The sequence below is a fragment of the Streptomyces sp. A0592 genome (assembly GCF_004795115.1).
Taxonomy (GTDB): Bacteria; Actinomycetota; Actinomycetes; order Streptomycetales; family Streptomycetaceae; genus Streptomyces; species Streptomyces erythrochromogenes.
The window spans coordinates 1-23,934 of the sequence record NZ_SSBM01000031.1 but is presented as its reverse complement, the minus strand read 5'-3'; the positions used below and the strand labels follow the sequence as shown (position 1 = coordinate 23,934).

18 protein-coding genes and 1 pseudogene are annotated in these 23,934 nt (G+C 73.0%); 8 read left to right on the top strand and 11 right to left on the bottom strand.

The features are described from left to right. The first annotated feature begins 52 nt into the window (after positions 1–52). Positions 53–1,486: a S28 family serine protease gene (locus E6U81_RS30925; RefSeq protein ID WP_136233339.1), complete on the top strand. Its 1,434-nt coding sequence runs from the start codon at positions 53–55 to the stop codon at positions 1,484–1,486. A gap of 69 nt (positions 1,487–1,555) precedes the next feature. Here the strand turns inward: E6U81_RS30925 and E6U81_RS30920 are convergent, their stop codons facing one another. Beyond that, a complete protein-coding gene (locus E6U81_RS30920; protein WP_206310052.1) occupies positions 1,556–3,376 on the bottom strand; it encodes a glycoside hydrolase family 3 protein in 1,821 nt (606 codons plus the stop codon). A gap of 83 nt (positions 3,377–3,459) precedes the next feature. Then, a complete protein-coding gene (locus E6U81_RS30915; protein ID WP_136233338.1) occupies positions 3,460–4,359 on the bottom strand; it encodes a LysR family transcriptional regulator in 900 nt (299 codons plus the stop codon). An 89-nt stretch (positions 4,360–4,448) separates the two neighbouring features. Here E6U81_RS30915 and E6U81_RS30910 point away from each other — a divergent pair, with 89 nt between their 5' ends. Next, positions 4,449–5,453 carry an EamA family transporter gene (locus E6U81_RS30910; RefSeq protein WP_136233337.1) on the top strand — a complete coding sequence of 335 codons (1,005 nt, stop codon included), beginning with the start codon at positions 4,449–4,451 and terminating at the stop codon, positions 5,451–5,453. On the opposite strand, the pseudogene E6U81_RS30905 reads toward E6U81_RS30910, so the two are convergent. Both E6U81_RS30905 and E6U81_RS30900 read right to left on the bottom strand, forming a co-directional pair. Beyond that, positions 5,404–5,895: pseudogene (locus E6U81_RS30905) on the bottom strand (GNAT family N-acetyltransferase); the annotation flags it as partial. The gene E6U81_RS30910 and the pseudogene E6U81_RS30905 sit on opposite strands and share 50 nt — an antisense overlap. A 143-nt stretch (positions 5,896–6,038) precedes the next feature. Then, positions 6,039–6,593 carry a DUF937 domain-containing protein gene (locus E6U81_RS30900; protein ID WP_136233335.1) on the bottom strand — a complete coding sequence of 185 codons (555 nt, stop codon included), beginning with the start codon at positions 6,591–6,593 and terminating at the stop codon, positions 6,039–6,041. A 277-nt stretch (positions 6,594–6,870) separates the two neighbouring features. On the opposite strand from E6U81_RS30900, the gene E6U81_RS30895 reads away from it, so the two are divergent. Next, complete coding sequence (locus E6U81_RS30895; protein ID WP_136233334.1) at positions 6,871–9,129, top strand: ATP-dependent RecD-like DNA helicase; 2,259 nt, start codon at positions 6,871–6,873, stop codon at positions 9,127–9,129. A gap of 182 nt (positions 9,130–9,311) precedes the next feature. Beyond that, entirely contained in the window at positions 9,312–10,601 is a 1,290-nt protein-coding gene (locus E6U81_RS30890; protein ID WP_136233333.1) for a citrate synthase, read from the top strand. 381 nt (positions 10,602–10,982) lie between these two features. Here the strand turns inward: E6U81_RS30890 and E6U81_RS30885 are convergent, their stop codons facing one another. The 5 genes from E6U81_RS30885 to E6U81_RS30865 form a co-directional block, all read right to left on the bottom strand. Continuing rightward, positions 10,983–13,244 (bottom strand): heavy metal translocating P-type ATPase, encoded by a 2,262-nt coding sequence (locus E6U81_RS30885; RefSeq protein ID WP_136233332.1) that lies wholly within the window; start codon positions 13,242–13,244, stop codon positions 10,983–10,985. 113 nt (positions 13,245–13,357) lie between these two features. After that, the gene (locus E6U81_RS30880; RefSeq protein WP_136233331.1) at positions 13,358–13,591 is read right to left on the bottom strand and encodes a heavy-metal-associated domain-containing protein; all 234 of its coding nucleotides are present in this window, start codon (positions 13,589–13,591) and stop codon (positions 13,358–13,360) included. A gap of 140 nt (positions 13,592–13,731) precedes the next feature. After that, positions 13,732–13,932: a MerR family transcriptional regulator gene (locus E6U81_RS30875; protein WP_030655426.1), complete on the bottom strand. Its 201-nt coding sequence runs from the start codon at positions 13,930–13,932 to the stop codon at positions 13,732–13,734. Positions 13,933–14,189: 257 nt separating this feature from the next. Then, positions 14,190–15,203, bottom strand: a complete 1,014-nt coding sequence (locus E6U81_RS30870; protein WP_136233330.1) for a Gfo/Idh/MocA family oxidoreductase — start codon at positions 15,201–15,203, stop codon at positions 14,190–14,192. 21 nt (positions 15,204–15,224) lie between these two features. Further along, positions 15,225–16,139, bottom strand: a complete 915-nt coding sequence (locus E6U81_RS30865) for a sugar phosphate isomerase/epimerase (RefSeq protein WP_136233329.1) — start codon at positions 16,137–16,139, stop codon at positions 15,225–15,227. A 26-nt stretch (positions 16,140–16,165) separates the two neighbouring features. Here E6U81_RS30865 and iolC point away from each other — a divergent pair, with 26 nt between their 5' ends. The 4 genes from iolC to E6U81_RS30845 are packed head-to-tail and all read left to right on the top strand — an operon-like array spanning position 16,166 to position 21,428. Beyond that, complete coding sequence (gene iolC, locus E6U81_RS30860; protein ID WP_276615831.1) at positions 16,166–17,146, top strand: 5-dehydro-2-deoxygluconokinase; 981 nt, start codon at positions 16,166–16,168, stop codon at positions 17,144–17,146. Positions 17,147–17,153: 7 nt separating this feature from the next. Further along, entirely contained in the window at positions 17,154–18,035 is an 882-nt protein-coding gene (iolB, locus tag E6U81_RS30855) for a 5-deoxy-glucuronate isomerase (protein WP_136233384.1), read from the top strand. Beyond that, on the top strand, positions 18,032–19,915 hold the full coding sequence (gene iolD / locus E6U81_RS30850) for a 3D-(3,5/4)-trihydroxycyclohexane-1,2-dione acylhydrolase (decyclizing) (protein ID WP_136233328.1): 1,884 nt from the start codon (positions 18,032–18,034) through the stop codon (positions 19,913–19,915). The genes iolB and iolD overlap by 4 nt, the downstream gene beginning before the upstream one ends. A gap of 13 nt (positions 19,916–19,928) precedes the next feature. Further along, on the top strand, positions 19,929–21,428 hold the full coding sequence (locus E6U81_RS30845; protein WP_136233327.1) for a CoA-acylating methylmalonate-semialdehyde dehydrogenase: 1,500 nt from the start codon (positions 19,929–19,931) through the stop codon (positions 21,426–21,428). A 100-nt stretch (positions 21,429–21,528) separates the two neighbouring features. Here E6U81_RS30845 and E6U81_RS30840 read toward each other — a convergent pair whose 3' ends face one another. Together E6U81_RS30840 and E6U81_RS30835 are read right to left on the bottom strand one after the other, a co-directional pair. Next, positions 21,529–22,737 (bottom strand): hypothetical protein, encoded by a 1,209-nt coding sequence (locus tag E6U81_RS30840; protein ID WP_136233326.1) that lies wholly within the window; start codon positions 22,735–22,737, stop codon positions 21,529–21,531. 59 nt (positions 22,738–22,796) lie between these two features. Next, on the bottom strand, positions 22,797–23,934 hold a 1,138-nt coding region (locus tag E6U81_RS30835), incomplete at its 5' end, for a DUF916 domain-containing protein (protein ID WP_346766186.1).

The following is a 23,934-nucleotide window of genomic DNA, read 5'->3' as shown; positions in this document are numbered from 1 at the left end:
TGTTGGCCCGGCTAGGTTCACGGCGACCGAAGTGAACTCAAGGGGAGGGCGAATGCGCAAGACGCTCGGATGGCTGCTGTCGCTCGTGGTGCTCATCGGCACCATGGGTGCGGCCGGCTCCACGGCACAAGCGGCCACCGCCGCGCAGCCGGCGGCCGCCGCGGACATCAAGGACCAGATCCTCGGCATTCCCGGGATGAGCCTGATCGAGGAGAAGCCGTACCCCGGCTACCGATTCTTCGTGCTGAACTACGAGCAGCCGGTCGACCACCGGCAGCCGTGGAAGGGCACCTTCAAGCAGCGCCTGACCCTGTTGCACAAGGACGTCTCACGGCCGTCGGTGTTCTTCACCTCCGGCTACAACGTCAACACCAGCCCGCGCCGCAGTGAGCCGACGACCATCATCGACGGCAACCAGGTGTCCATGGAGTATCGATTCTTCACGCCCTCCCGGCCCGACGCGGCCAACTGGGCCAACCTGGACATCTGGCAGGCCGCCAGTGACCAGCACCGCATCTTCACTGTCCTGAAGAAGATCTACAAGAAGAACTGGCTGTCCACGGGCGGCAGCAAGGGCGGCATGACGGCGACGTACTACGAGCGCTTCTACCCGCGCGACATGGACGGCGTCGTCGCGTACGTCGCGCCCAACGACGTCGTCAACAAGGAGGACTCGGCCTACGACCGGTTCTTCGCCAAGGTCGGCACCAAGGAGTGCCGCGACAAGCTGAACGCGGTGCAGCGCGAGGCGCTGGTGCGCCGCGAGCCGCTGGAGGCCAAGTACGCGGCGGCCGCCGCCGAGAACGGCTGGACCTTCAACACCGTCGGCAACCTCGACAAGGCCTACGAAGCCGTCGTCCTCGACTACGTGTGGGCCTTCTGGCAGTACAGCCTGCTGGCCGACTGCGCCTCCATCCCGGCCGCCGCCACCGCCGGCGACCAGGAGATCTGGGACTCGATCGACGCGATCTCCGGCTTCTCCGCCTACTCCGACCAGGGCCTGGAGACGTACACGCCGTACTACTACCAGGCGGGCACCCAGCTCGGCTCCCCGGACATCAAGCAGCCGCACCTGGGCAACCTGAGCCGCTACGGCTACCAGCCGCCGCGCAACTTCGTGCCCCGCGACATCCCCATGACCTTCCAGCCGGGAGCCATGGCGGACATCGACAGGTGGGTGCGCGACAACGCCCACCAGATGCTGTTCGTGTACGGCCAGAACGACCCGTGGGGCGCCGAGCCGTTCCGCATCGGGTACAACGCGCGCGACAGCTACGTGATGACCGCGCCGGGCGCCAACCACGGGGCGAACGTGGCCAAGCTCCTGGACGGCGAGAAGGCCCTCGCCACCGCCAAGATCCTCCAGTGGGCCGGGGTGGCTCCGGCCGCCGCGCTCGCCGACGCGGGCCGGGCGGCGCCGCTGGCGGCCCCGGACGCCGAGCTCGACCGGCGAGACCTGGAGCGCGAGCCGCAGCTGCGCCCGTAGGGACGTACCACCGGTGAACGGCGAGGGCGTGCCCGCATCCTGCGGGCACGCCCTCCGCCGTGCCGGGGGTCAGGTGTCGAGCGAGAGCCCGTGCCCCAGTGGGTAGCGGCCCGGCACCGGGACGGGCAGCCGGCCCGCGGGCCGGGCGGCCCCGGTGAGGACCCGGGCCGCCGCGCGCATCTCCGCGTCCCCCCAGGAGTAGGTCGCCAGCTCCGCCACGCACGCCGGCAGCCGGGCCGGGTCGTAGGGGTTGCGGAGCGCCACCAGGACCACGGGGACGCCCGTGGCGAGCAGCTCCGTCACCAGGGTGCGCTGCGGGCTGTCCCCTTCCGGGACGTTGTACGTGCACACCAGCACCGCCGTATGCCCGGGCGCCGCGGCCACCGCGCGTGCGGGCGCCACCGCCGTGGCCCGGCAGCCCAGCGAGGCCAGCTCGCGGGCCAGTACGACCGTGGGCGGGCCGGTGCTCGCGCTGGGGGAGGCCGGGTCCGTTCCGGTGACCAGCAGCCGGGGCGCGGCCTTGGCGTCCACGGGCACCAGCTTCGCGGGATTCGCCAGCAGGGTCGTGGTGGCGGCCGCGATCCGGTCGGCGGCGTCGAGGTGCTCGCGTACGCCGACCACCGCGTCCACGGCGCCCGCCGGGGGATAGGCCTCGTCGAACAGCCCGCGGCGGGACTTCACTTCCAGGATCCGCAGCACCGACTCCTCGACGCGGGCCTCGGTCAGCTCGCCCGACGCGACCGCCTCCAGCACGCTGCGGTGGGCCAGCGGCAGGTCCGGCGGGTTCAGCAGCTGGTCGCAGCCCGCAAGGAGGGCCAGCACGGCCACGCGGTCGTCGCCGTACTTCTGGCGGACCCCGGCCATGTCCAGGGCGTCGGTGACCACCACGCCCTGGAAGCCGAGGCGCTCGCGCAGGATGCCGGTCACGATCGGCCGGGAGAGGGTCGCCGGGTCGCCGGAGGGGTCCAGGGCGGGGAAGACGATGTGCGCCGTCATGATGGCGTCCACGCCGGCTTCCACCGCGGCCCGGAAGGGCGGCTCGTCCAGCTCCTCCCACGCGGCGCGGGTGTGCCGCATGACCGGCAGGCCGACGTGGCTGTCGGTCTCGGTGTCCCCGTGGCCGGGGAAGTGCTTGGCGGTGGCGGCCACTCCGGCGCCCTGGTAGCCGCGCACCTGGGCGGCCACCAGTTCGGCGACGGCGTGCGGGTCGGAGCCGAAGGAGCGCACGCCGATGACCGGATTGGCCGGGTTGACGTTGACGTCGGCCACCGGCGCGTAGTCCTGCCGGATGCCCATCGCGGCGAGCTCGGCGCCCGCGATGCGGGCGGCGCGCCGGGCGTCGGCGGCGGAACCGGAGGCGCCGAGCGCCATCGCTCCCGGGAACAGCGTCGCGGGCCTGCCGATCCGGGCGACGGCGCCGTGCTCCTGGTCGGTGGAGAGCAGGAGCGGGATCCGGGCGCCGGTGGTGAGGGCGGTCTGCTGGAGGCCGGCCGAGAGCGCCGCGATCTGCTGCGGGGCACGGGTGTTGTGGGCCCAGGCGAAGTAGACGATCCCGCCGAGGTGGTAGCGGGAGACCAGCTCGGCGGCGGTGCGCACGCCGAACGCCGCCTGGTTCTGCTCGGCGTCCGCCGGGTCGGGATCGGTCGCGGAATGCCCGTACGCCCGGGAGACGAAGAGCTGCCCGACCTTCTCGGCGAGGCTCATCCGGTCGACGGCGCGCCGCAGCCGGGCCCGGTCGGGCCGGCGGCCCGCGGGCCCGTCCGGATTGAGGGCGCCGTCGGAGGTGGTGGTGCGAGCGGGGCCCGAGGCGGAGGCGGCCGCCCCCGCGGCCGTGGCGGCGACCGCGGCGGCCGCGGCGAGCAGGGTCCGGCGGGAGGCGTGGTTCGGCACGGGCCGGACCCTACCGCTGCCGTCCGGCCCCGGCCGGGCGTGTCGCAGCGTGTCGCCCCTCCGGGGCGGGGCGCCTGCCGGGACTACCCCGCGGCCCAGTGCTCCTGGAGGGTGCGGACGGTTTCGGTGATGGCCGGGCGGCGGGCGGCGCCGGTGCGCCAGAGGGCGTACAGCCTGCGGACGGGGCCCGGTTCCAGCGGTACGGCCACGGCACCCGGCGGCAGGGTGCCCGTGCCCAGCCGGGGGACGACCGCCACCCCGAGTCCGGCCGCGACCAGGGCGACGATGGTGTGGTTCTCCTCGGCGACGTGCGCGATGTCCGGCTCGAAGCCGGCGGCGCGCAGCGTCCGCATCAGCCAGTCGTGGCAGACCCGGCCGGGCGGCTGGCACACCCAGCGCTGGCCGCCGAGGTCCGAGCGCCGGACGGTCCCGCGGGTGGTGAAGGGGTGGCCGGCCGGCACCACCAGGTCGCAGAGGTCGTCCCCGATGAGGGCCTGCTCCACCCCCTCGGGCGCGGGCAGCGGGGCGATGTCCCAGTCGTGGGCCACGGCCAGATCGGTGACGCCGCGGGCCACGAGGTCCACGGACAGGTGCGGGTCGACCTCGGTGAGCCGCACGTCCAGGGCCGGGTGCCGACGGGCCAGATCGGCCAGCACCCCCGGCAGCAGCCCGCGCGCGGCCGAGGCGAACGCGGCGACCGTGAGCAGCCCGCTCGGCCGCCCGCGCCGCTCCTCCAGGGTGGTCTCGGCGCGCTCCACGATCGCCAGCAGCTCCTGCGCGGTCTCCGCCAGATGGCGGGCCTCCTCGGTGAGGGCGACTCCGCGCCCGCGCCGTTCCAGCAGGGTGGTGCGGGTCTCCCGCTCCAGCTTGGCGATCTGCTGCGAGACCGCGGAGGGGGTGTAGCCGAGGGCGGCCGCCGCGCCCGCGACCGAGCCGTGGACGGATACGGCGTGCAGGGCGCGCAGCCGGGCGAGATCGAGCATGCCCTCATCCTATGCATTAGCAGTGCTTCATCCATGGATGAAGAGATCCGCGCTGGTGCTACATGGTCGGCCAGGCTGATGCTCGGTTCATGCGTCCCGTACACATCGCACTCGCCGTGCTCGTCGCCGCCGTCTGGGGCTTCAACTTCGTGGTCATCGAGATCGGACTCGACCACTTCCCGCCCCTGTTGCTGTCCGCGCTGCGCTTCCTCGTCGCCGCCCTGCCCGCCGTGTTCTTCGTCGGGCCGCCCAAGGTGGCCTGGAAGTGGATCGCGGGAGTGGGGGTCGCCCTCGGCATCGCCAAGTTCGGCCTGCTCTTCACCGGTATGGACGCGGGCATGCCGGCCGGGCTGTCCTCCCTCGTCCTGCAGGTCCAGGCCGTCTTCACCGCCGTCCTCGCCGCCGTCGTGCTCCGCGAGCGGCCGGGCCGGGTGCGGCTGTTCGGGATGGCCGTGGCGCTGGCCGGGATCGCCGTGGCCGCCGTGGACGGGGGCACCTCCGGGCCGGTGCTCGGCTTCACCCTGGTCCTGGCGGCCGCCGCCTGCTGGGGCGTCTCCAACGTGCTGACCCGCAGGGCATCCCCGCCCGACGCCCTGAACTTCATGGTGTGGGTGTGCACGGTGCCGGTGCTGCCGCTGTTCGGGCTGTCGCTGCTGCTGGAGGGGCCCGAGCGGGACCTGGCCGCACTGCGGGCCCTGGACTGGTCCGGGGTGGGCGTCATCGCGTACGTCGCGTGGGTCTCGACCGTGTTCGGCTTCGGGGCCTGGGGCTGGCTGCTGCGCCGCTACCCGGCCTCGTCGGTGGCCCCGTTCAGCCTGCTGGTGCCGGTCTTCGGGATGTCCTCGGCGGCCCTGGTGCTGGGGGAGCAGGTGTCGGCCCTGCGCTGGGCGGCGGCGGCGCTGCTGGTCGGCGGGGTGGCGCTGACGTCGCTGGCCCCCGCGCGGCCGGCTGCCCGTACGACGGCCCGTACGACGGCCCGTACGACGGCCCGTACGACGGCCCGTACGACGGCCCGTACGACGGCCCGTACGGCCGCCGCGGCCGTCAGCGCCGGGACTCGTCCTGCAGCGGCAGACGCCAGTCCTGTCCGATGAGGGAGACCCCGTAGGAGCGGTGCGGGCGCTCGGCGACCAGGGCGAACCCGGCCCGCAGGTAGAGCTCGCGGGCGTCGGCCAGCACGTCGTTGGTCCACAGCACCAGCTCGCGGTAGCCGACCGAGCGGGCGAAGGCGACGACGGTGTCGACCAGCAGGCCGCCGATGCCGCGGCCGCGCCCCTCGGGGTCGACCAGGAGCAGCCGCAGCCGCGCGGTGCCGGGTGCGCCGTCCTCCCGTACGCACATCACCGAGCCCACCGGGCGGCCGTCCAGCTCGGCGATCCAGACCCGTTCCAGGTACGGGTCGTGGTCCTCGGCGAAGTCCGCGACGATCCGGGCCACCAGGCCCTCGAACTCGGCGTTCCAGCCGTACTCGGCGGCGTACAGCGCGCCGTGCCGCTGCACGATCCAGCCCAGCTCGCCGGGCCCCGGGTCACGCAGGCGGACCCCCTTCGCCTCGGGGTCCTCAGCTGTCCGGGGTGCCGGGGGCGTGTCCATGGCGCCCGAGGATAGCGCGCGGGCCGGGCCGGGGGGATGCCTGCGGCCGCCGGCCCGGCCTGCGCCGTACGGGTTGCCGCGGCGGCCTACTTCTTGCCGCCGCCGAGGATCTGGCCCAGCAGGTCGCCGAGGCCGCCGTCGCCCGCGGGGGCCCCGCCCGCACCGGCCGAAGGGGCACCGGCCGAGGGAGCACCGGCCGAGGGGGCACCGGCGGCCTTGCCGGAGGCCGCGCGCTTGGCGAACACCGCCAGGAGTACCGGGATCAGCATCTCGATGACCCGGCTGACGGTGGCCGCGGGGATGCCGGTCTTCTTCGAGACGGCGTTGGCCACGGGCCGGCTCAGCTTGGCCAGCACCCCGGCCATCATCCCGCCGCTCAGCAGCCCGCCGAGACCGCCGCCGAGCGTGGAGACGCCCTGCAGAGGGGGCTCGGCCACCTCGGCGAAGGCCTGGCGCACCTCCACGCCGTCCTCGTCGTCGGCTCCGGCCTTCTGCTGGAGGTCGCCGGTCATCGCCCCGACCGTGGTCGTGACGGCGTCGCGTGCGCCGGCGGTGTCCGTGCCGAGCAGCGAGGCGATCTCGGTCAGCCGGTCATCGCCGAGTTCGCCCAGCACGTCGTCCTGGAATGAAGATTCGCTCATGCCTGAAACGCTACTTCTGTACCGATTCGCCAGCACCTCGGGTAGGCGTTGGGTAACGGAAACGTAAATGTGTGACTCCGGATGCAACCCTCCGGGGGTACCGCGGGTCGTATGTTGCGTCGGCACTTCCGGGGAGGGATCTGGGGGGATCGGGAAGTCCGACGAGGGAGGGGTAACCGTGAGGGGGTCCGGCCGCGAGGCGGGACCCCCTTCGCGCTGTCCGCGGCGTTGTCCACAGGCCTGACGGGATGTCGGCGCCGCCCGGTAGCTTCGGGTCATGGCAACGGACGGGGTGCGGGCGGCGGCGGTGCAACTGGCGGTGGTCGAGGGCGTCCTCGAGCGCATCACCTACGCCAACGAGGAGAGCGGCTACACGGTCGCCCGCGTCGACACCGGCCGCGGCAGCGGCGACCTGCTCACGGTCGTCGGCTCCCTGCTCGGGGCGCAGCCGGGCGAATCGCTGCGCATGGAGGGCCGCTGGGGCTCCCACCCGCAGTACGGCCGGCAGTTCACCGTGGAGAACTACCGGACGGTCCTGCCCGCCACCATCCAGGGCATCCGCCGCTACCTCGGCTCCGGGCTGATCAAGGGCATCGGACCGAAGATCGCCGACCGGATCGTGGAGCACTTCGGCACCGGCACGCTCGATGTGATCGAGGCCGAGCCGAAGCGGCTGATCGAGGTGCCCGGGCTCGGCCCCAAGCGGACGAAGCTGATCGGGGCCGCCTGGGAGGAGCAGAAGGCCATCAAGGAGGTCATGGTCTTCCTCCAGGGCGTCGGCGTCTCCACCTCCATCGCGGTGCGCATCTACAAGAAGTACGGCGACGCGTCCATCTCCGTCGTCAACAACCAGCCCTACCGGCTCGCCGCCGACGTGTGGGGCATCGGCTTCCTGACCGCCGACCGCATCGCCCAGGCCGTCGGGATCCCGCACGACAGCCCCGAACGGGTCAAGGCCGGGCTGCAGTACGCCCTGTCCCAGTCCACCGACCAGGGCCACTGCTTCCTGCCCGAGGAGAGGCTCATCGCCGACGGGGTCAAGCTGCTCCAGGTCGACACCGGGCTGGTGATCGACTGCCTGGCCGAGCTCGCCGCCGACCCGGAGGGGGTCGTGCGCGAGCCGGTGCCGGACCCGCAGGGCGGGCCCGACCCGCTGACCGCCGTGTACCTGGTGCCCTTCCACCGGGCCGAGCTGTCCCTGGTCGGGCAGGTGCGCCGGCTGCTGAACGCCGAGGACGACCGGATGCCCTTCTTCCAGGACGTGGACTGGGACAAGGCCCTCGGCTGGCTCGCCGGTCGTACGGGGGCCACGCTCGCCCCCGAGCAGAGGGACGCGGTCAGGCTGGCGCTGACCCGCCGGGTCGCCGTCCTCACCGGCGGCCCCGGCTGCGGGAAGTCCTTCACCGTGCGCTCCATCGTCGAGCTGGCCCGGGCCAAGAAGGCCAAGGTGGTGCTGGCCGCTCCCACCGGCCGGGCCGCCAAGCGGCTCGCCGAGCTCACCGGGGCCGAGGCCTCCACGGTGCACCGGCTGCTGGAGCTCAAGCCGGGCGGGGACGCCGCGTACGACCGGGACAGGCCGCTGGACGCCGACCTGGTCGTGGTCGACGAGGCCTCGATGCTGGACCTGCTGCTGGCCAACAAGCTGGTCAAGGCGGTGGCGCCGGGTGCTCACCTGCTCCTGGTGGGGGACGTGGACCAGCTCCCGTCGGTCGGCGCCGGGGAGGTGCTGCGGGACCTGCTGGCGGAAGGCGGCCCGGTGCCCGCGGTGCGGCTGACGCGGATCTTCCGCCAGGCCCAGCAGTCCGGTGTGGTCACCAACGCGCACCGCATCAACACCGGGCTGCCGCCGATCACCGACGGGCTGCCCGACTTCTTCCTCTTCCCCGAGGAGGACACCGAGGCGGCGGGCGTGCTCGCCGTGGATGTGGCGGCCCGCAGGATCCCGGCGCGGTTCGGCCTCGACCCCAGGCGGGACGTCCAGGTGCTCGCCCCCATGCACCGCGGCCCGGCCGGCGCCGGCAACCTCAACGGGCTGCTCCAGCAGGCGATGACGCCGGCCCGCCCCGACCTGCCGGAAAAGCGGTTCGGCGGCCGGGTCTTCCGGGTGGGCGACAAGGTCACCCAGATCCGCAACAACTACGAGAAGGGCGCCAACGGCGTCTTCAACGGCACGGTCGGCGTGGTCGTCGCCCTGGACGCGGACGAACAGCGCCTGACGGTGCGGACGGAGGAAGACGAGGAGATCGTGTACGAATTCGGTGAGCTCGACGAGCTGGCCCACGCGTACGCCGTCACCATCCACCGTTCCCAGGGGAGTGAATATCCCGCTGTGGTGATCCCGGTCACGACCGGAGCTTGGATGATGCTCCAGCGAAATCTGCTCTACACGGCGGTGACCAGGGCTAAGAAGCTGGTCGTCCTCGTCGGGTCCCGGAAGGCCCTCGGCCAGGCCGTGCGTACCGTTTCCGCAGGTAGGAGGTACACGGCTGTCGCGCCTCGGCTATCCGGCCGGATACCGGTGGGAAACATCACCTAGATGATCGATCATTTGGGGTTCCCGCCGCCGTGCGGAGGGGGCAGGATGAGCAGGTTGGCGGCACTCAGTGCCGTCAGAAGGACCAAAGGCCGACCCCGAGTGCACTCTCCTGCGCCAAATGGGGGAAGGTAGAGGCAGTCAGGGCACCTCGAAGAAGAGGCACTACGTCGGTGAGGGATGACGTGAGCGACAACTCTGTAGTACTCCGGTACGCGGACGGCGAATACACCTACCCGGTGGTTGAGAGCACCGTCGGCGACCAGGGCTTCGACATCTCGAAGCTGCGGGCCCAGACCGGGCTCGTCACGCTGGACAGTGGCTACGGCAACACCGCCGCCTACAAGTCCGCGATCACCTACCTCGACGGTGAGCAGGGCATCCTGCGTTACCGCGGCTACCCGATCGAGCAGCTGGCGGAGCGCTCGACCTTCATCGAGGTCGCCTACCTGCTGATCAACGGTGAGCTGCCGACCGTCGACCAGCTCGCGTCGTTCCGCAACGAGATCACCCAGCACACGCTGCTGCACGAGGACGTCAAGCGCTTCTACGACGGCTTCCCGCGCGACGCGCACCCGATGGCGATGCTGTCCTCGGTCGTCAGCGCGCTCTCGACGTTCTACCAGGACAGCCACAACCCCTTCGACGAGACGCAGCGCCACCTCTCGACGATCCGGCTGCTGGCCAAGCTCCCGACGATCGCGGCCTACGCGTACAAGAAGTCGGTCGGCCACCCGGTGGTCTACCCGCGCAACGACCTCGGCTACGTCGAGAACTTCCTGCGCATGACCTTCTCCGTGCCGGCCCAGGAGTACGACCTGGACCCGGTCGTGGTCTCCGCGCTCGACAAGCTGCTGATCCTGCACGCGGACCACGAGCAGAACTGCTCCACCTCCACCGTGCGTCTGGTCGGTTCCTCGCAGGCGAACATGTTCGCCTCGATCTCCGCCGGCATCTCGGCCCTGTGGGGTCCGCTGCACGGTGGCGCCAACCAGTCCGTCCTGGAGATGCTGGAAGGCATCAAGAACGACGGCGGCGACGTCGACGCCTTCATCCGCAAGGTGAAGAACAAGGAGGACGGCGTCCGCCTGATGGGCTTCGGGCACCGCGTCTACAAGAGCTTCGACCCCCGGGCGAAGATCATCAAGGCGGCGGCGCACGACGTCCTCTCGGCGCTCGGCAAGAGCGACGAGCTGCTCGACATCGCGCTCAAGCTGGAGGAGCACGCGCTCGCCGACGAGTACTTCGTCTCGCGCAACCTCTACCCGAACGTGGACTTCTACACCGGTCTGATCTACCGGGCCATGGGCTTCCCGACCGAGATGTTCACCGTGCTCTTCGCGCTCGGCCGCCTCCCCGGCTGGATCGCCCAGTGGCACGAGATGATCAAGGAGCCGGGTTCCCGCATCGGCCGCCCGCGCCAGATCTACACGGGCGAGGTCCTGCGCGACTTCGTTCCCGTCGAGGCCCGCTGACCCGAGGCCCTCGGGCGCCGCGCAGCAGTGTGCGGCGCCGCCCCAGGCATACGAGAAGCGCCCCGCCGTCGATCCCCCCACGGGTCGACGGTCGGGGCGCTTCCCTTTTCCCCCCGAAACGGATTCCCCCCACGGGACCCGGATCGGGGCGTCCTTGAGCCGGGACCCGTTCGGGTCGGGAGGGCCGCTCAAAGCCTCCCGCGGGCACGTGTCCCGGCCGGCGGATGCCACGGAAAACCCCCAAGGTTTCCGTGGAACGTCCCCCAAGACGTTCCTGGCATCGCCCCATTAGACCTGTCACGACCCCGGATGGTTACGTTGAGGTCACTGTGATCTGCGTCTCCCGTGAAGGAAGTGTGGGAACGATGCGAAGGTCATCCACTAGCGGAAGGACCTCAACCGCAGGCTGTTGGTCACCACGAAGACCGAGGAGAAGGCCATCGCGGCCCCGGCGATCATCGGGTTGAGCAGGCCGGCCGCCGCCAGTGGCAGTGCCGCGACGTTGTAGCCGAAGGCCCAGAAGAGGTTGCCCTTGATGGTGGCCAGGGTCCGGCGGGAGAGCCGGATCGCGTCCGCCGCCACCCGCAGGTCGCCCCGTACGAGGGTCAGGTCGCCGGCCTCGATGGCGGCGTCGGTGCCGGTGCCCATGGCCAGGCCGAGGTCCGCCTGGGCCAGCGCGGCCGCGTCGTTGACCCCGTCGCCGACCATGGCGACCGTACGGCCCTCGGCCTGGAGGCGGCGTACGACGTCCACCTTGTCCTGCGGGAGAACCTCGGCGATCACCTCGTCGATGCCCACCTCGCGGGCCACCGTCTCGGCCACGGCCCGGTTGTCGCCGGTCAGCAGCACCGGGGTCAGGCCCAGTTCCCGCAGCCGGGTGACCGCCTCGGCGCTGGTCTCCTTGACCGCGTCGGCCACGGTCAGGACCCCGCGCGCGGCTCCGTCCCAGGCCACGAGCACGGCGGTGCCGCCCTCGGCCTCGGCGGCCGCCTTGGCCCGCGCGAGCCCGTCCGGCAGGGTGATCGACCAGTCCGCCAGCAGCCGCTCGCGGCCCACCAGGACGGCGTGCCCGTCGACCACGCCCTGGACGCCGAGACCGGCGAGGTTCTCGAAGCCCTCCGGTACGGGCAGGGAGCCCGCCCGGTCGGCGGCGGCGGTGGCGACGGCGCGGGCGATCGGGTGCTCCGAGGCGTGCTCCAGCGACCCGGCCAGACGCAGCAGTTCGAGCTCGTCGACCCCCTCGGCGGTGACGACACCGGCCAGCGTCATCCGGCCGGTGGTCACGGTGCCGGTCTTGTCGAGGACGACGGTGTCCACGCGGCGGGTGGACTCCAGCACCTCGGGGCCCTTGATCAGGATGCCGAGCTGCGCGCCCCGCCCGGTGCCGACCATCAGCGCGGTCGGGGTGGCCAGGCCCAGGGCGCACGGGCAGGCGATGATCAGGACGGCCACGGCGGCGGTGAAGGCGGCCGTGGCGTCGTCGGTGACGAGCAGCCAGGCGACCCAGGTGCCGAGCGCGAGGACCAGGACGACGGGAACGAAGACCCCGGAGATCCGGTCGGCGAGGCGCTGCACCTCGGCCTTGCCGTTCTGCGCGTCCTCGACCAGCTTGGCCATCCGGGCGAGCTGGGTGTCGGCCCCGACCCGGGTGGCCTCGACGAGCAGGCGTCCGGAGGTGTTGACGGTGGCGCCGGTGACGGAGTCGCCGACGGACACCTCGACCGGGACGGATTCGCCGGTCAGCATGGAGGCGTCCACGGCGGAGCTGCCCTCGACGACCGTGCCGTCGGTGGCGATCTTCTCGCCGGGGCGGACGACGAAGCGGTCCCCGACGGCGAGTTCGGCCACCGGGATACGGACCTCCTGGCCCGCGCGCAGGACGACGACGTCCTTGGCGCCCAGCTCCAGCAGGGCCTTGAGGGCGGCGCCGGCCTTCCGCTTGGAGCGCGCCTCCAGGTAGCGGCCGAGGAGGATGAAGGTGACGACTCCGGCCGCGACCTCCAGGTAGATGGCGGAGGAGCCGTCCGTGCGGGAGATGCTCAGGTCGAAGCCGTGCCGCATGCCGGGCATGCCCGCGTGGCCGAAGAACAGCGCCCACAGCGACCAGGCGAAGGCGGCGAGCGTGCCGACCGAGACCAGCGTGTCCATGGTCGCGGCGCCGTGCCGGGCATTGGTCCAGGCTGCCCTGTGGAAGGGGAAGCCGCCCCAGACCACGACGGGCGCGGCCAGGGTCAGCGAGAGCCACTGCCAGTTGTCGAACTGGAGGGCGGGGACCATCGCGAGCAGGACGACGGGCAGGGCGAGTGCGGCCGAGACCAGCAGCCGCTGCCGCAGGGCGGACAGCACCGGGTCGGGAGCCTCGGCCCGCTCCTGCTCCGCGCCGGCCGCGGGGGCGGGCGGGGCGGGTGGCGCGGGTTCCTCGGCGGTGTAACCGGTCTTCACGACGGTCGCGATCAGGTCCGCGACCCGGACGTCGCCGCCGTAGGAGACGTGGGCCTTCTCGGTGGCGTAGTTCACCGTGGCCTCGACGCCGTCCATCCGGTTGAGCTTCTTCTCGATGCGGGCCGCGCAGGAGGCGCAGGTCATCCCGCCGATCGAGAGTTCGACCGCCGTTATCGGTCCGTCGTGCACTGTGCTGGTCATGTTCCGGCTCCAGGGGGATGGCCGGGCCGTACGGGTCCAGTATGAGCTGGCCGGCACGGCCCGGCGGGGTGCTGCGAAGTGCCGCGGGTGCTGCCGAAGGGGGCGGGCGGCGCTCAGGCCTGGCCGGCGAACTCGTAGCCGGCCTCGTCCACGGCGGCGCGGACGTCCTCGTCGGCGAGCGGGGCGGCGGAGACCACGGTGACCTCGCCGGACGCGGCGACGGCCTTGACCGAGGTGACGCCCGGCAGGGCGGCGAGTTCGCTGGTCACCGCGCCCTCGCAGTGGCCGCAGGTCATGCCGGTCACCCGGTAGACGGTGGTGGTCTGGGTGTCCGTCTCGGCACTCATGTCGTTCTCCTCTTCAGGCGTGTGTCCGGTCACCGGGAGGGGTGGCCGATGACTCCACCGTCCTCCCGACGATCCGAGACTATACCCCTGGGGGGTATTAAGCGAGCATTGGCATCCGGTCTTTCCGTGCCGTGGCGGGCTCAGTCCTCGCGGCGCCCCCGGTTGCCGGGCCGACGGGCCACCCAGGCCCTGACCGTCTCGGCGTACCAGTACGGTTTGCCGCCCTCGACGTGGTCGGGCGGCGGGAGCAGCCCGTGCTTGCGGTAGGAGCGCACGGTGTCCGGCTGGACCCGGATGTGTGCGGCGATCTCCTTGTACGACCACAGCTGTCGGTCGCTCATCGTGGACACCTCCTGCCCCACGCCGCCGGGCCGGCCGGGCGGCCGTCGGGGGATCCGGCGCGTGGACGCTGACGATCACTCGCGTTGTGCCCGGGGAACGACGCGGGACGAGGGCCCGGGAGCGGCTGTCGACCCCCTGTGACGGAAAACCCGCGTAACGCGGACATGCGTGACAGAAGGGAGACCCCTGTGACCGGAGTGCCACAGGGGTCGGACGAGCAACGCGCGGCGCGATACGAAAGGGGACGGGGAGGGGGTCAGCGGTACAGGGCGGGCCGCTCCGCGAGCTCCACCACGGTCCGTACGCCGCTGCGCGCCGCCGCCAGGCCCGCCTCGGAGACGGCCGCCGCCGCGTATCCGTCCCACGCGTCGGGCCCCGCCACCCCGCCGCGCGCGGCGGCGGCCACCCAGCGCCGCAGCTGACGGTCGTAGGCGTCGGCGAAGCGCACCGTGAAGTCCTGGACGATCTCGCCGCCCCACCGGCCCGCCGCCTGCACCACCATCGCGTGGCGGTCGCCGATCCGGGCGCTGCCCGACTCGCCGACCGCCTCGCACTGCACCTGGTAGCCGAAACCGCAGTTGACGAAGATCTCCACGTCGACGACGGCCCCTCCGGAGGTCTCCAGCAGCACCATGCGGGGATCGGCCAGCCCCTCGGGAGCGGCCGACGTGGGCCGCGGCGAGAGCACCGTGACCGCGGTGATCTCCTGCCCCAGCAGCCAGCGGGCCGCGTCCACCTCGTGCACCACGGAGTCGCTGATCAGCATGTCGCTCGTGAAGAACGACGGCGAGGAGGCGTTGCGGTGCCGGCAGTGCAGGAAGAGCGGACGGCCGATCCCGCCCGCGTCCAGCAGCTCCTTGAGCCGCTCGTACTCGGCGTCGTGCCGCCGCATGAACCCCACCTGCACCAGGCGCCGCCCCAGCCGCTGCTCGGCCTCCATGACGCGCAGCGCCCCCGCCGGCTCCGGGGTCAGCGGCTTCTCGCACAGCACCGGCAGCTCCCGCTCCAGGGCCTGCAGGATCGCCTCCTCGTGGGCCGGCCCGGGGGACGCGATCAGTACGGCCTGGACCCCGGGCGCGGCTATCGCCCCCGCCGGGTCGGTGTGCGCACTCGCGCCGTCGAGGGCGCCCGCGACCTCCTTGACCCGGTCCCCGTCCGGGTCGGCCACGGCCACCACCCGGGCCCCGCCGACGGTCCGCCCGAACCGGCGCACGTGGTCCGCGCCCATCTTCCCGGTACCGATGACGGCGATGCCGAGCGTGCTGGTCATGTCGTGTTCCCTCCGAAGGTGTCAGCGGGCGCCGCAGGAGCGCAGGTAGGCACGGGTGCGGCGGGCGATCGGCAGCGGCCGGTCGGGCGGGCAGGGGTACATGTCCTGCTCCACGATGGCGAACAGCTCCACGCCCAGGCGCTGGGCGGCCGCCAGTACGGGCTCCAGCGCGGGCACCCCCGACGGCGGTTCGCACATCACCCCGCGGCCCACGGCCGGCCCGAAGGGCAGTTCCTCTGCTACGACCTCGGCGAGGATCCGCGGGTCCACCTGCTTGAGGTGGAGGTAGCCGATCCGCTCCGCGAAGGTCTCCACGGCCTGCACGCTGTCCCCGCCGCAGTACGCGTAGTGGCCGGTGTCCAGGCAGAGGGAGACGAGGCCGGGGTCGGTGGCGTCCAGGAAGCGGGCCACGTTCTCCGGGGTGTCGATGTGGGTGTCGGCGTGCGGATGGACGACGATCCGCAGCCCGTACCGGTCCTGCACCTCGCGGCCCAGGCGCTCGGTCTGGGAGGCCAGTGCGCGCCACTGGTCGGGGGTGAGGGCGCGGTCCTCCAGCACCTTCCCCGTCTTGTCGTCCCGCCAGAAGGAGGGGATGACGACGAGATGGGAGGCGCCCATCGCCTCGGTCAGCGCCGCGATCCGCGACACGTGCGCCCAGGTGTCCTCCCACACGGCGGGCCCGTGATGGAGTCCGGTGAAGACCGTTCCGGCCGAGACGCGCAGGCCGCGCGCGGCCGTCTCCTCGGTGAGCCGGGCGGGATCCGTGGGCAGGTAGCCGTACGGGCCGAGCTCGATCCACTCGTACCCGGCGTCGGCCACCTCGTCGAGGAAACGCCGCCACGGGGTCTGCTGCGGGTCGTCGGGAAACCAGACACCCCAGGAGTCCGGAGCCGAACCGATGCGGATACGGGTCAACGCGGGCGGGGAGGACGTCATAACGGCCACCTTAGGGTGGAGGACGAGTGGGAGGACTGACTGTGACCGGCACCGGCGATCCGTATCCGTTCGACCTGATCACGATGGGCCGGATCGGGGTGGATCTCTACCCGTTGACGACCGGCGTACCACTGGCCGAGGCGGAGACCTTCGGCCGGTTCCTGGGCGGCTCCCCGGCGAACGTGGCCGTCGCCGCGGCCCGCCTGGGGCGGCGGGTGGCACTGATCAGCCGCACCGGCGCGGACCCCTTCGGCGCGTACCTGCGCACCGAACTGCGGGGCTTCGGGGTGGACGACCGGTGGGTGACCGAGGTCGCGGGCCTCCCCACGCCGATCACCTTCTGCGAGATGTTCCCGCCCGACCGCTTCCCGCTGTACTTCTACCGGCTGCCGAAGGCCCCGGACCTGGAGATCACGGCCGACGAGGTGGACCTGGACGCGGTACGGGCGGCCCGCGTGTTCTGGATGACGGGCACGGGCCTGAGCGAAGAGCCCTCGCGGGCGGCGGCGCTGGCCGCGCTGGAGGCCCGGGGCCGGTCGGGGACGACGGTGTTCGACCTGGACTGGCGGCCGATGCTGTGGCGGGAGAAACCGCAGCCGTACTACGAGCGGGCGCTCGCGCACGCGACGGTGGCCGTCGGGAACCCGGAGGAGTGCGAGATCGCCACGGGCGAGTCCGAGCCGTACGCGGCGGCCCGGGCACTGCTCGCCGCCGGCGTGGAGCTGGCGGTGGTCAAGCGGGGCCCGGAGGGCGTACTGGCGGTCCACCGCGACGGAACGGCGGTGGAGGCCCGGCCGGTCGAGGTCGAGGTGGTCAACGGCCTGGGCGCGGGGGACGCGTTCGGCGGCGCGCTGTGCCACGGGCTGCTGGCGGGGTGGGAGTTGGGGCGTGTCGTGCGGTACGCGAACGCGGCGGGGGCGATCGTGGCCTCGCGGCTGGCGTGCTCCAGCGCGATGCCGTTCTCTCACGAGGTGGAGGAGGTGCTGGGGCGTGCCGGTGGTGTCTGAGTGGGAGATGGAGTGGACCCGGCTGCGGGTGCTGGCCCTTGAGCCGGGGGAGACCCACGGGTTCGAGGCGGGGGAGTGCGAGTGGATCGTGCTCCCGCTGTCCGGCGGGTGCGAGGTCCGCTGCCGGGCAGATCCGGCCTCGCCGGCGTTCGAGGCGCGGGCGTTCGGGGGCGGCGCCCCCGCAGCGGAGCCGCACGTCTTCGAACTGCGGGGGCGGAGCGGGGTCTTCGGCGGGCCGACCGACTTCGCGTACGTGCCCCGGGACGCGCACACGGAGATCACCTCCGCGCACGGCGGCCGGTTCGCGCTCGCCGGAGCCCGGTGTGAGCAGCGGCTGCCCCCGCGGTACGGCCCCGCCGAGGCCGTGGCCGTCGAGCTGCGCGGCGCGGGCCAGTGCTCGCGCCAGGTCAACAACTTCGCCGCCGCGGGCCCCGACGGCTTCGAGTGCGACCGGCTGATCGCCGTCGAGGTCCTCACCCCCGGCGGGAACTGGTCCTCGTACCCCCCGCACAAGCACGACGAGCACCGCCCCGGCGAGGAGTCCCGCCTGGAGGAGATCTACTGGTTCGAGATCGCCCCCCACGGGGACGTCCCCGGCCTCGGGTACCAGCGCGTCACGCCCTCACCGGCCGGGAGGACCGACATCCTGGCCGAGGTGCGGAGCGGCGACGCCGTGCTGATCCCGGACGGCTGGCACGGGCCGTCCATCGCCGCCCCCGGGCACGACATGTACTACCTGAACGTGATGGCCGGACCGGCCGGCGGCGGGCCGCGGGAGTGGCTGATCCGCGATCACCCCGACCACGGCTGGATCCGCGGGACCTGGGCGGGCCAGGACGTCGACCCGCGGCTGCCCTTCCCCCGAGCAGGAGCGGAGGACCACCGATGAGGCTCACCGTCGCCCAGGCGCTCGTACGCTTCCTCGCCGCCCAGTACACCGAGCGCGACGGCCGCCGCCACCGGCTGATCGCCGCCACCTGGGGGATCTTCGGGCACGGGAACGTGGCCGGCATCGGCCAGGCCCTCCTGGAGACCGGCGGCACCGGCCCCGGCTCCATGCCCTTCCTCCAGGGCCGCAACGAGCAGGCCATGGTGCACGCCGCCGTCGGGTACGCCCGCCAGAGCGGCCGGCTCTCCACCCACGCCGTCACCACCTCCATCGGCCCCGGCGCCACCAACCTGGTCACCGGCGCCGCCCTCGCCACCATCAACCGGATCCCGGTGCTCCTGCTGCCCGGCGACACCTTCGCCACCCGTCCCGCCGATCCCGTCCTCCAGCAGCTGGAGGTCCCCCACGCGGGGGACGTCTCCGTCAACGACACCCTGCGGCCCGTCTCCCGCCACTTCGACCGGGTCACCCGGCCCGAGGCCCTGGTCCCGGCCGCCCTCCAGGCCGTACGGGTGCTCACCGACCCGGTGCAGACCGGCGCCGTCACCCTCGCGCTGCCGCAGGACGTCCAGGCGGAGGCCTACGACTGGCCCGAGGAGTTCTTCGCCGAGCGGGTCTGGCGCATCCGCCGCCCGCGCCCCGACCGCGCCGAGCTCGCCGCCGCCGCGGACGCCGTACGGGGCTCCGCGCGCCCCCTGATCGTGGCCGGCGGCGGCATCCGGCACAGCGGGGCCCAGGCCTCCCTCGCCGCCCTCGCCGAGGCCACCGGGATCCCGGTCGCCGTCACGCAGGCGGGCAAGGGCGTGCTCCCGTACGGCCATCCCGCCGACGTCGGCGGGATCGGCCACACCGGTACGGCCACCGCCGGCGCCCTCGCCCGGGAGGCCGACCTGGTCCTCGCCGCCGGGACCCGGCTCAGCGACTTCACCACCGCTTCGGCGACCCTGTTCCAGAACCCGGCCGTCCGGTTCGTCGGCCTCAACCTGGACCCGTACGACGCCCACAAGCTCGCCGCCCGCCCGCTGGTCGCCGACGCCCGCGAGGCCCTCGACGAGCTCCGGGAGGCGCTGGCCGGCCACCGTGTCGACGCGGCGTACGAGACGGCGTACCGGCAGGAGGCCGCCCGCTGGGAGGCCCGCGTCGACCGGGCCTACGCCGTGTCCGCGCCGGACGAGGAGCTCCCGCCCACCCAGGCCCAGGTGCTCGGCCTGCTCGACGCTCTCGTCGACGGCTCCGACATCCTGGTCAACGCGGCCGGCTCGCTCCCCGGGGACCTGCACAAACTGTGGCGGGCCCGGTCCGCGGACCAGTACCACGTGGAGTACGGCTACTCCTGCATGGGCTACGAGATCCCCGCAGCCCTCGGGGTCGCGCTCGCCGCGCCCGGCCGGCCCGTGTGGGCGCTGGTCGGCGACGGGACGTACCTGATGAACCCGACCGAGATCGTCACCGCCGTGCAGGAGGGCGTCCCGATCAGGGTGGTCGTCCTGGACAACCACGGCTACGCCTCCATCGGAGGCCTCTCGGGGGCGGTCGGCGCCGAGGGCTTCGGCACCGCCTACCGCTTCCGGGCGCCCGACGGCACGTACACCGGGGACCCCCTTCCGGTGGACCTCGCGGCCAACGCGGCCTCCCTCGGCATGGCCGTGATCCGCGCCCGCACCGTACGTGACCTGCGGGAAGCCCTCGCCGAGGCCCGCTCGGCGACACGTCCCACATGTGTCTACGTACAGACCCGAACGCCCGACACTGTGTCGGGCCCACCCCCGGCACAGGCGTGGTGGGATGTTCCTGTGGCCGAGACCGCGACCCGCAAGGCGGCGTCCCGGGCCCGTGAAGAGTACGACCGGCAAGCCGCGCAGCGACGTCGCCATCTGTGAAGGAGCAATAGGCATGAAGACCGTCAACCACTGGATCGGTGGCACGACCGTCGAGGGCGCGTCGGGCAACTACGGCCCGGTCACCGACCCGGCCACCGGCGAGGTCACCACGCAGGTCGCGCTCGCTTCGGCCGAGGAGGTCGACGCCGCGGTACAGGTCGCCAAGGAGGCCTTCCTGACCTGGGGCCAGTCCTCGCTGGCCGCCCGCACCAAGGTGCTCTTCGCCTACCGGGCGCTGCTCGACGCCAACCGCGACGCCGTCGCCGAGCTGATCACCGCCGAGCACGGCAAGGTTCACTCGGACGCGCTGGGCGAGGTCGCCCGCGGCCTGGAGATCGTCGAGCTGGCCTGCGGGATCACCACGCAGCTCAAGGGCGAGCTGTCGACGTCGGTGTCCAACCGGGTCGACGTGTCCTCGATCCGCCAGCCGCTGGGCGTCGTCGCGGGCATCACGCCCTTCAACTTCCCGGCGATGGTCCCGATGTGGATGTTCCCGCTGGCCATCGCCTGCGGCAACACCTTCGTCCTCAAGCCGAGCGAGAAGGACCCGTCGGCGTCCAACAAGCTGGCCGAGCTGATGACCGAGGCCGGTCTGCCGGCGGGCGTGCTGAACGTGGTCCACGGCGACAAGGTGGCCGTCGACGCGCTGCTCGCCCACCCGGACGTCGCGGCCGTCTCCTTCGTCGGCTCCACCCCGATCGCCCGCCACATCCACACCACCGCCTCCGCGAACGGCAAGCGCGTGCAGGCGCTCGGCGGCGCCAAGAACCACATGCTGGTCCTGCCCGACGCCGACCTGGACGCGGCCGCCGACGCGGCGGTCTCCGCCGCCTACGGCTCGGCCGGTGAGCGCTGCATGGCGATCTCCGCCGTCGTCGCCGTCGGCTCCATCGCCGACACGCTGGTCGACAAGATCCGCGAGCGCGCCGAGAAGATCAAGGTAGGCCCCGGCAACGACCCGACCTCCGAGATGGGCCCGCTGATCACGGCCGCCCACCGCGACAAGGTCGCCTCGTACGTGAAGGGAGCGGCCGCGCAGGGCGCCGACGTGGTCCTGGACGGCACCGGCTACACGGTCGAGGGCAACGAGAACGGCCACTGGATCGGCCTGTCGCTGCTCGACAACGTCCGTACCGACTCCGACGCCTACCGCGACGAGATCTTCGGCCCGGTGCTGTGCGTCCTGCGCGCCGAGACCTACGAGGAGGGCGTGGCCCTCATCAACGCCTCGCCGTTCGGCAACGGCACCGCGATCTTCACCCGCGACGGCGGCGCCGCCCGCCGCTTCCAGCTGGAGATCGAGGCGGGCATGGTCGGCGTCAACGTCCCGATCCCGGTGCCGGTGGGCTACCACTCCTTCGGCGGCTGGAAGGACTCGCTCTTCGGCGACCACCACATCTACGGCAACGACGGCATCCACTTCTACACCCGGGGCAAGGTCGTGACGACCCGCTGGCCGGACCCCTCGGACGCCCCCGCTGGCGTGGACCTGGGCTTCCCGCGCAACCACTGACGCGCGAACCCCGCCCGTAGGACCTGCGGGCGGGACCCGTAGGACCGACCCGCCCCCCGCAGCCTTCACCGCGGGGGGCGGGTTCCGTTCCCCGGCGGGGTCAGAACCGCGACCAGACGTCCGACGCGGCCGTGCCGGAACAGACCACGTCGCCGTGGCCGAGACCCGGGACCACGGTGAAGGAGACGCGCTCGTTGCCGCCGGCGCGGATCAGCTCCGCACCGCGCGGGTGGTCGCCGCGGCCCAGCTCGGTGTTGATCCAGACCACCTCGGCGGTGATGCGGTCCCAGGCGATCCGGTACGTGTCGTCGTCGCCCGCCCAGACCGCGGCGAGATCCCGCATCAGCGCCGCCGGCAGGAGGCCGCTGCCGAGGGCCGCGGTCGCGGCGTGCCAGGTCTCCAGCGGGGTGCGGGTCAACGTGAAGCGGTCCTCGGCGGGAGTCGCGCCGAAGGCGTAGGTCCCGGCGCTGTGCCCGCGGGTGTAGATCCAGTTCGCCGGTCCCGGCAGGGCGGCCGTGCGGATCAGCGCGAAGTGGGCGAGCCCGGCGTGGGTGAAGCGCCGGGCCGGGTCCGGCGGCCACGGCACCGGGGAGACGCCGTCCGGATCGGCCACCGCCTTGGCGATCACGGCCGCGAGCCCCGGATCGACGACGGGGAAGCCCTGCGCGAGCTGGGTGGCGTACGCGTCCCGGGTGTCGGCCGCCCGCAGCGCGAGATCGCCCGTGTACGGCCCGGTCGTGTCCAGGGCCACGACCCGGCGCAGCCGCGGCGAGGTGTCGTGCGAGGCCGCGTCCAGCGCCAGGGCGGCTCCGGCCGAGTGCCCGACGTACTCGTACGGCAGCCCCATTACGGAGTCCAGCGCGCCCACCACCCGGGCCAGGTCCCGGCGGTGCGCCTCGAGCCCCCACGCGGCGCGGACGTCGGCCGCCGCGGCGGCGTCCTCGCGCGGGGTGACCCCGACGACGAGCAGGCCCCGGCGGCGCAGCGCGTGGGCGAGGTTGCGGCCGCCCGGGGTGCCCGGCGTGCCCGGCGTGCCAGGGGTGAAGAACTCCGCCGCGAAGTTCAGCCCGCCGCCGGGCAGCAGGTACGCGATCCCCTCCGGTGCCCGGGCCGTGTCCGCGATCACGTCCACGGTGACGGGGGCCGGGCCGCAGCCACCGTGGACGTCGCCGTCGCCGTCGAGCGGGAGGGTGAGGCGGATCCAGCCGTCGCCGGGCAGGTAGGCGGCGGTGCCGGTGCCCAGGGCGCGCTCGATGCGGGTCAGCAGTCCGATGCCCCCGGCCGCGTCGCCGTGCTGTCGTTCCCTCAACTGTGCCCCCCTTGAGCCGGTGATGGCCGAATACCGTCACCCGGAGACACCTTTGCCGGTCAGCGCGTCCCAGCCAAGTCCAGGACGGAATCATCCTGTTCGCTCTCGGCGCGACGGCGCCGCCGCAGCACCCGCACGGTGATGCCCGCACCCGCCAGCACCAGCAGCAGGCCGACGGCGGGCCACGGCACGGCCACGAAGCCGGTCTCGGAGCGGGAGACGAGGTCGGGGTGCGCGGCGGTGCCCGCCGTGATCCGGACGGTCACCCAGTCCGACTGGGGGGCGTCCGGCCACGGTTCGGAAAGCTCGATCCGCTGGCCCGGCAGCAGGGTCAGCTTCAGCTCGCGCCCCGGCCGGTCCAGCACCCGGCGCCCGAACAGCCCCTCCGCGGAGATCGCCACCTTCGGCTCGACCACCACGTTGCCCCGGTTGACCAGCGCGTACGAGACAGTGGCGCGGGCGTCCTGGACCCAGGGCAGTAGCGGCGCGGACCGGCTGACCCGCATGTCCTCCACGCTCAGCCCGGGCGTGACGGGCCCCGGCACCCGGAAGTACAGGCGGGCGCCCACCGAACGCCTCACCCCGACCTGGACCTTGCCGTCCTGCTGCACGCCCTCCACCGCGGTGCCCAGCGCCACGATCCCGCCCACGTGGTCACCGGGCGTCGCCTCCGCCGGGACCTTCACGGTGAAGGGGATGTCCTTGCGGCCCTTGGCCGGCACGGTGACGGTGCCCGCCGCCTCCGGCGCCAGGCTGATCCACGTACCGACGTCCTTCGGCTTCGTCTCCACCGGCAGCAGCGCGAACGCGCCACCGGCCGGGGTGTTCACGGCGTCGGTGGCGAAGACCTGGAAAGTCAGCTCTTTGTCGGAGGAGTTCAGGATCGTCACGCTGTCGGAGAGCGTGCTCCCGGCAGCGCCCTGGTGGAAGAAGTACGCGCGATCGGTCATGGCCGCACCGGCCGCGGGCGTCGGGAACACCCCCCACGTGCCGTTGTCCGCGGCGGCCGCCGGGCCGGCCGGCAGCAGGCCCGCGCCCAGGAGCAGCAGGCCGACGAGCAGACCGTACAGGGAGGCGCGGGTGCCGAGGCCGAGGCCGATGCCGGATCCGGTGCCGGTGCGGGAGCGGCTGGGCGTACTGCTGCGGGGGCGCATGGGCGGTCTCCAGTCGGCGCGGAAAGGGGAAGGGGTGGTGCGG

What these genes read in the sequence shown, in the direction of transcription:
- E6U81_RS30925 (WP_136233339.1), top strand. Translation starts at nt 53, where the DNA reads ATGCGCAAGACGCTCGGATGGCTGCTGTCGCTCGTGGTGCTCATCGGC.
- E6U81_RS30915 (WP_136233338.1), bottom strand. Translation starts at nt 4,359, where the DNA reads ATGCTCGATCTCGCCCGGCTGCGCGCCCTGCACGCCGTATCCGTCCAC.
- E6U81_RS30910 (WP_136233337.1), top strand. Translation starts at nt 4,449, where the DNA reads ATGCGTCCCGTACACATCGCACTCGCCGTGCTCGTCGCCGCCGTCTGG.
- E6U81_RS30900 (WP_136233335.1), bottom strand. Translation starts at nt 6,593, where the DNA reads ATGAGCGAATCTTCATTCCAGGACGACGTGCTGGGCGAACTCGGCGAT.
- E6U81_RS30895 (WP_136233334.1), top strand. Translation starts at nt 6,871, where the DNA reads ATGGCAACGGACGGGGTGCGGGCGGCGGCGGTGCAACTGGCGGTGGTC.
- E6U81_RS30885 (WP_136233332.1), bottom strand. Translation starts at nt 13,244, where the DNA reads ATGACCAGCACAGTGCACGACGGACCGATAACGGCGGTCGAACTCTCG.
- E6U81_RS30880 (WP_136233331.1), bottom strand. Translation starts at nt 13,591, where the DNA reads ATGAGTGCCGAGACGGACACCCAGACCACCACCGTCTACCGGGTGACC.
- E6U81_RS30875 (WP_030655426.1), bottom strand. Translation starts at nt 13,932, where the DNA reads ATGAGCGACCGACAGCTGTGGTCGTACAAGGAGATCGCCGCACACATC.
- E6U81_RS30870 (WP_136233330.1), bottom strand. Translation starts at nt 15,203, where the DNA reads ATGACCAGCACGCTCGGCATCGCCGTCATCGGTACCGGGAAGATGGGC.
- E6U81_RS30865 (WP_136233329.1), bottom strand. Translation starts at nt 16,139, where the DNA reads ATGACGTCCTCCCCGCCCGCGTTGACCCGTATCCGCATCGGTTCGGCT.
- iolB (WP_136233384.1), top strand. Translation starts at nt 17,154, where the DNA reads ATGGAGTGGACCCGGCTGCGGGTGCTGGCCCTTGAGCCGGGGGAGACC.
- iolD (WP_136233328.1), top strand. Translation starts at nt 18,032, where the DNA reads ATGAGGCTCACCGTCGCCCAGGCGCTCGTACGCTTCCTCGCCGCCCAG.
- E6U81_RS30845 (WP_136233327.1), top strand. Translation starts at nt 19,929, where the DNA reads ATGAAGACCGTCAACCACTGGATCGGTGGCACGACCGTCGAGGGCGCG.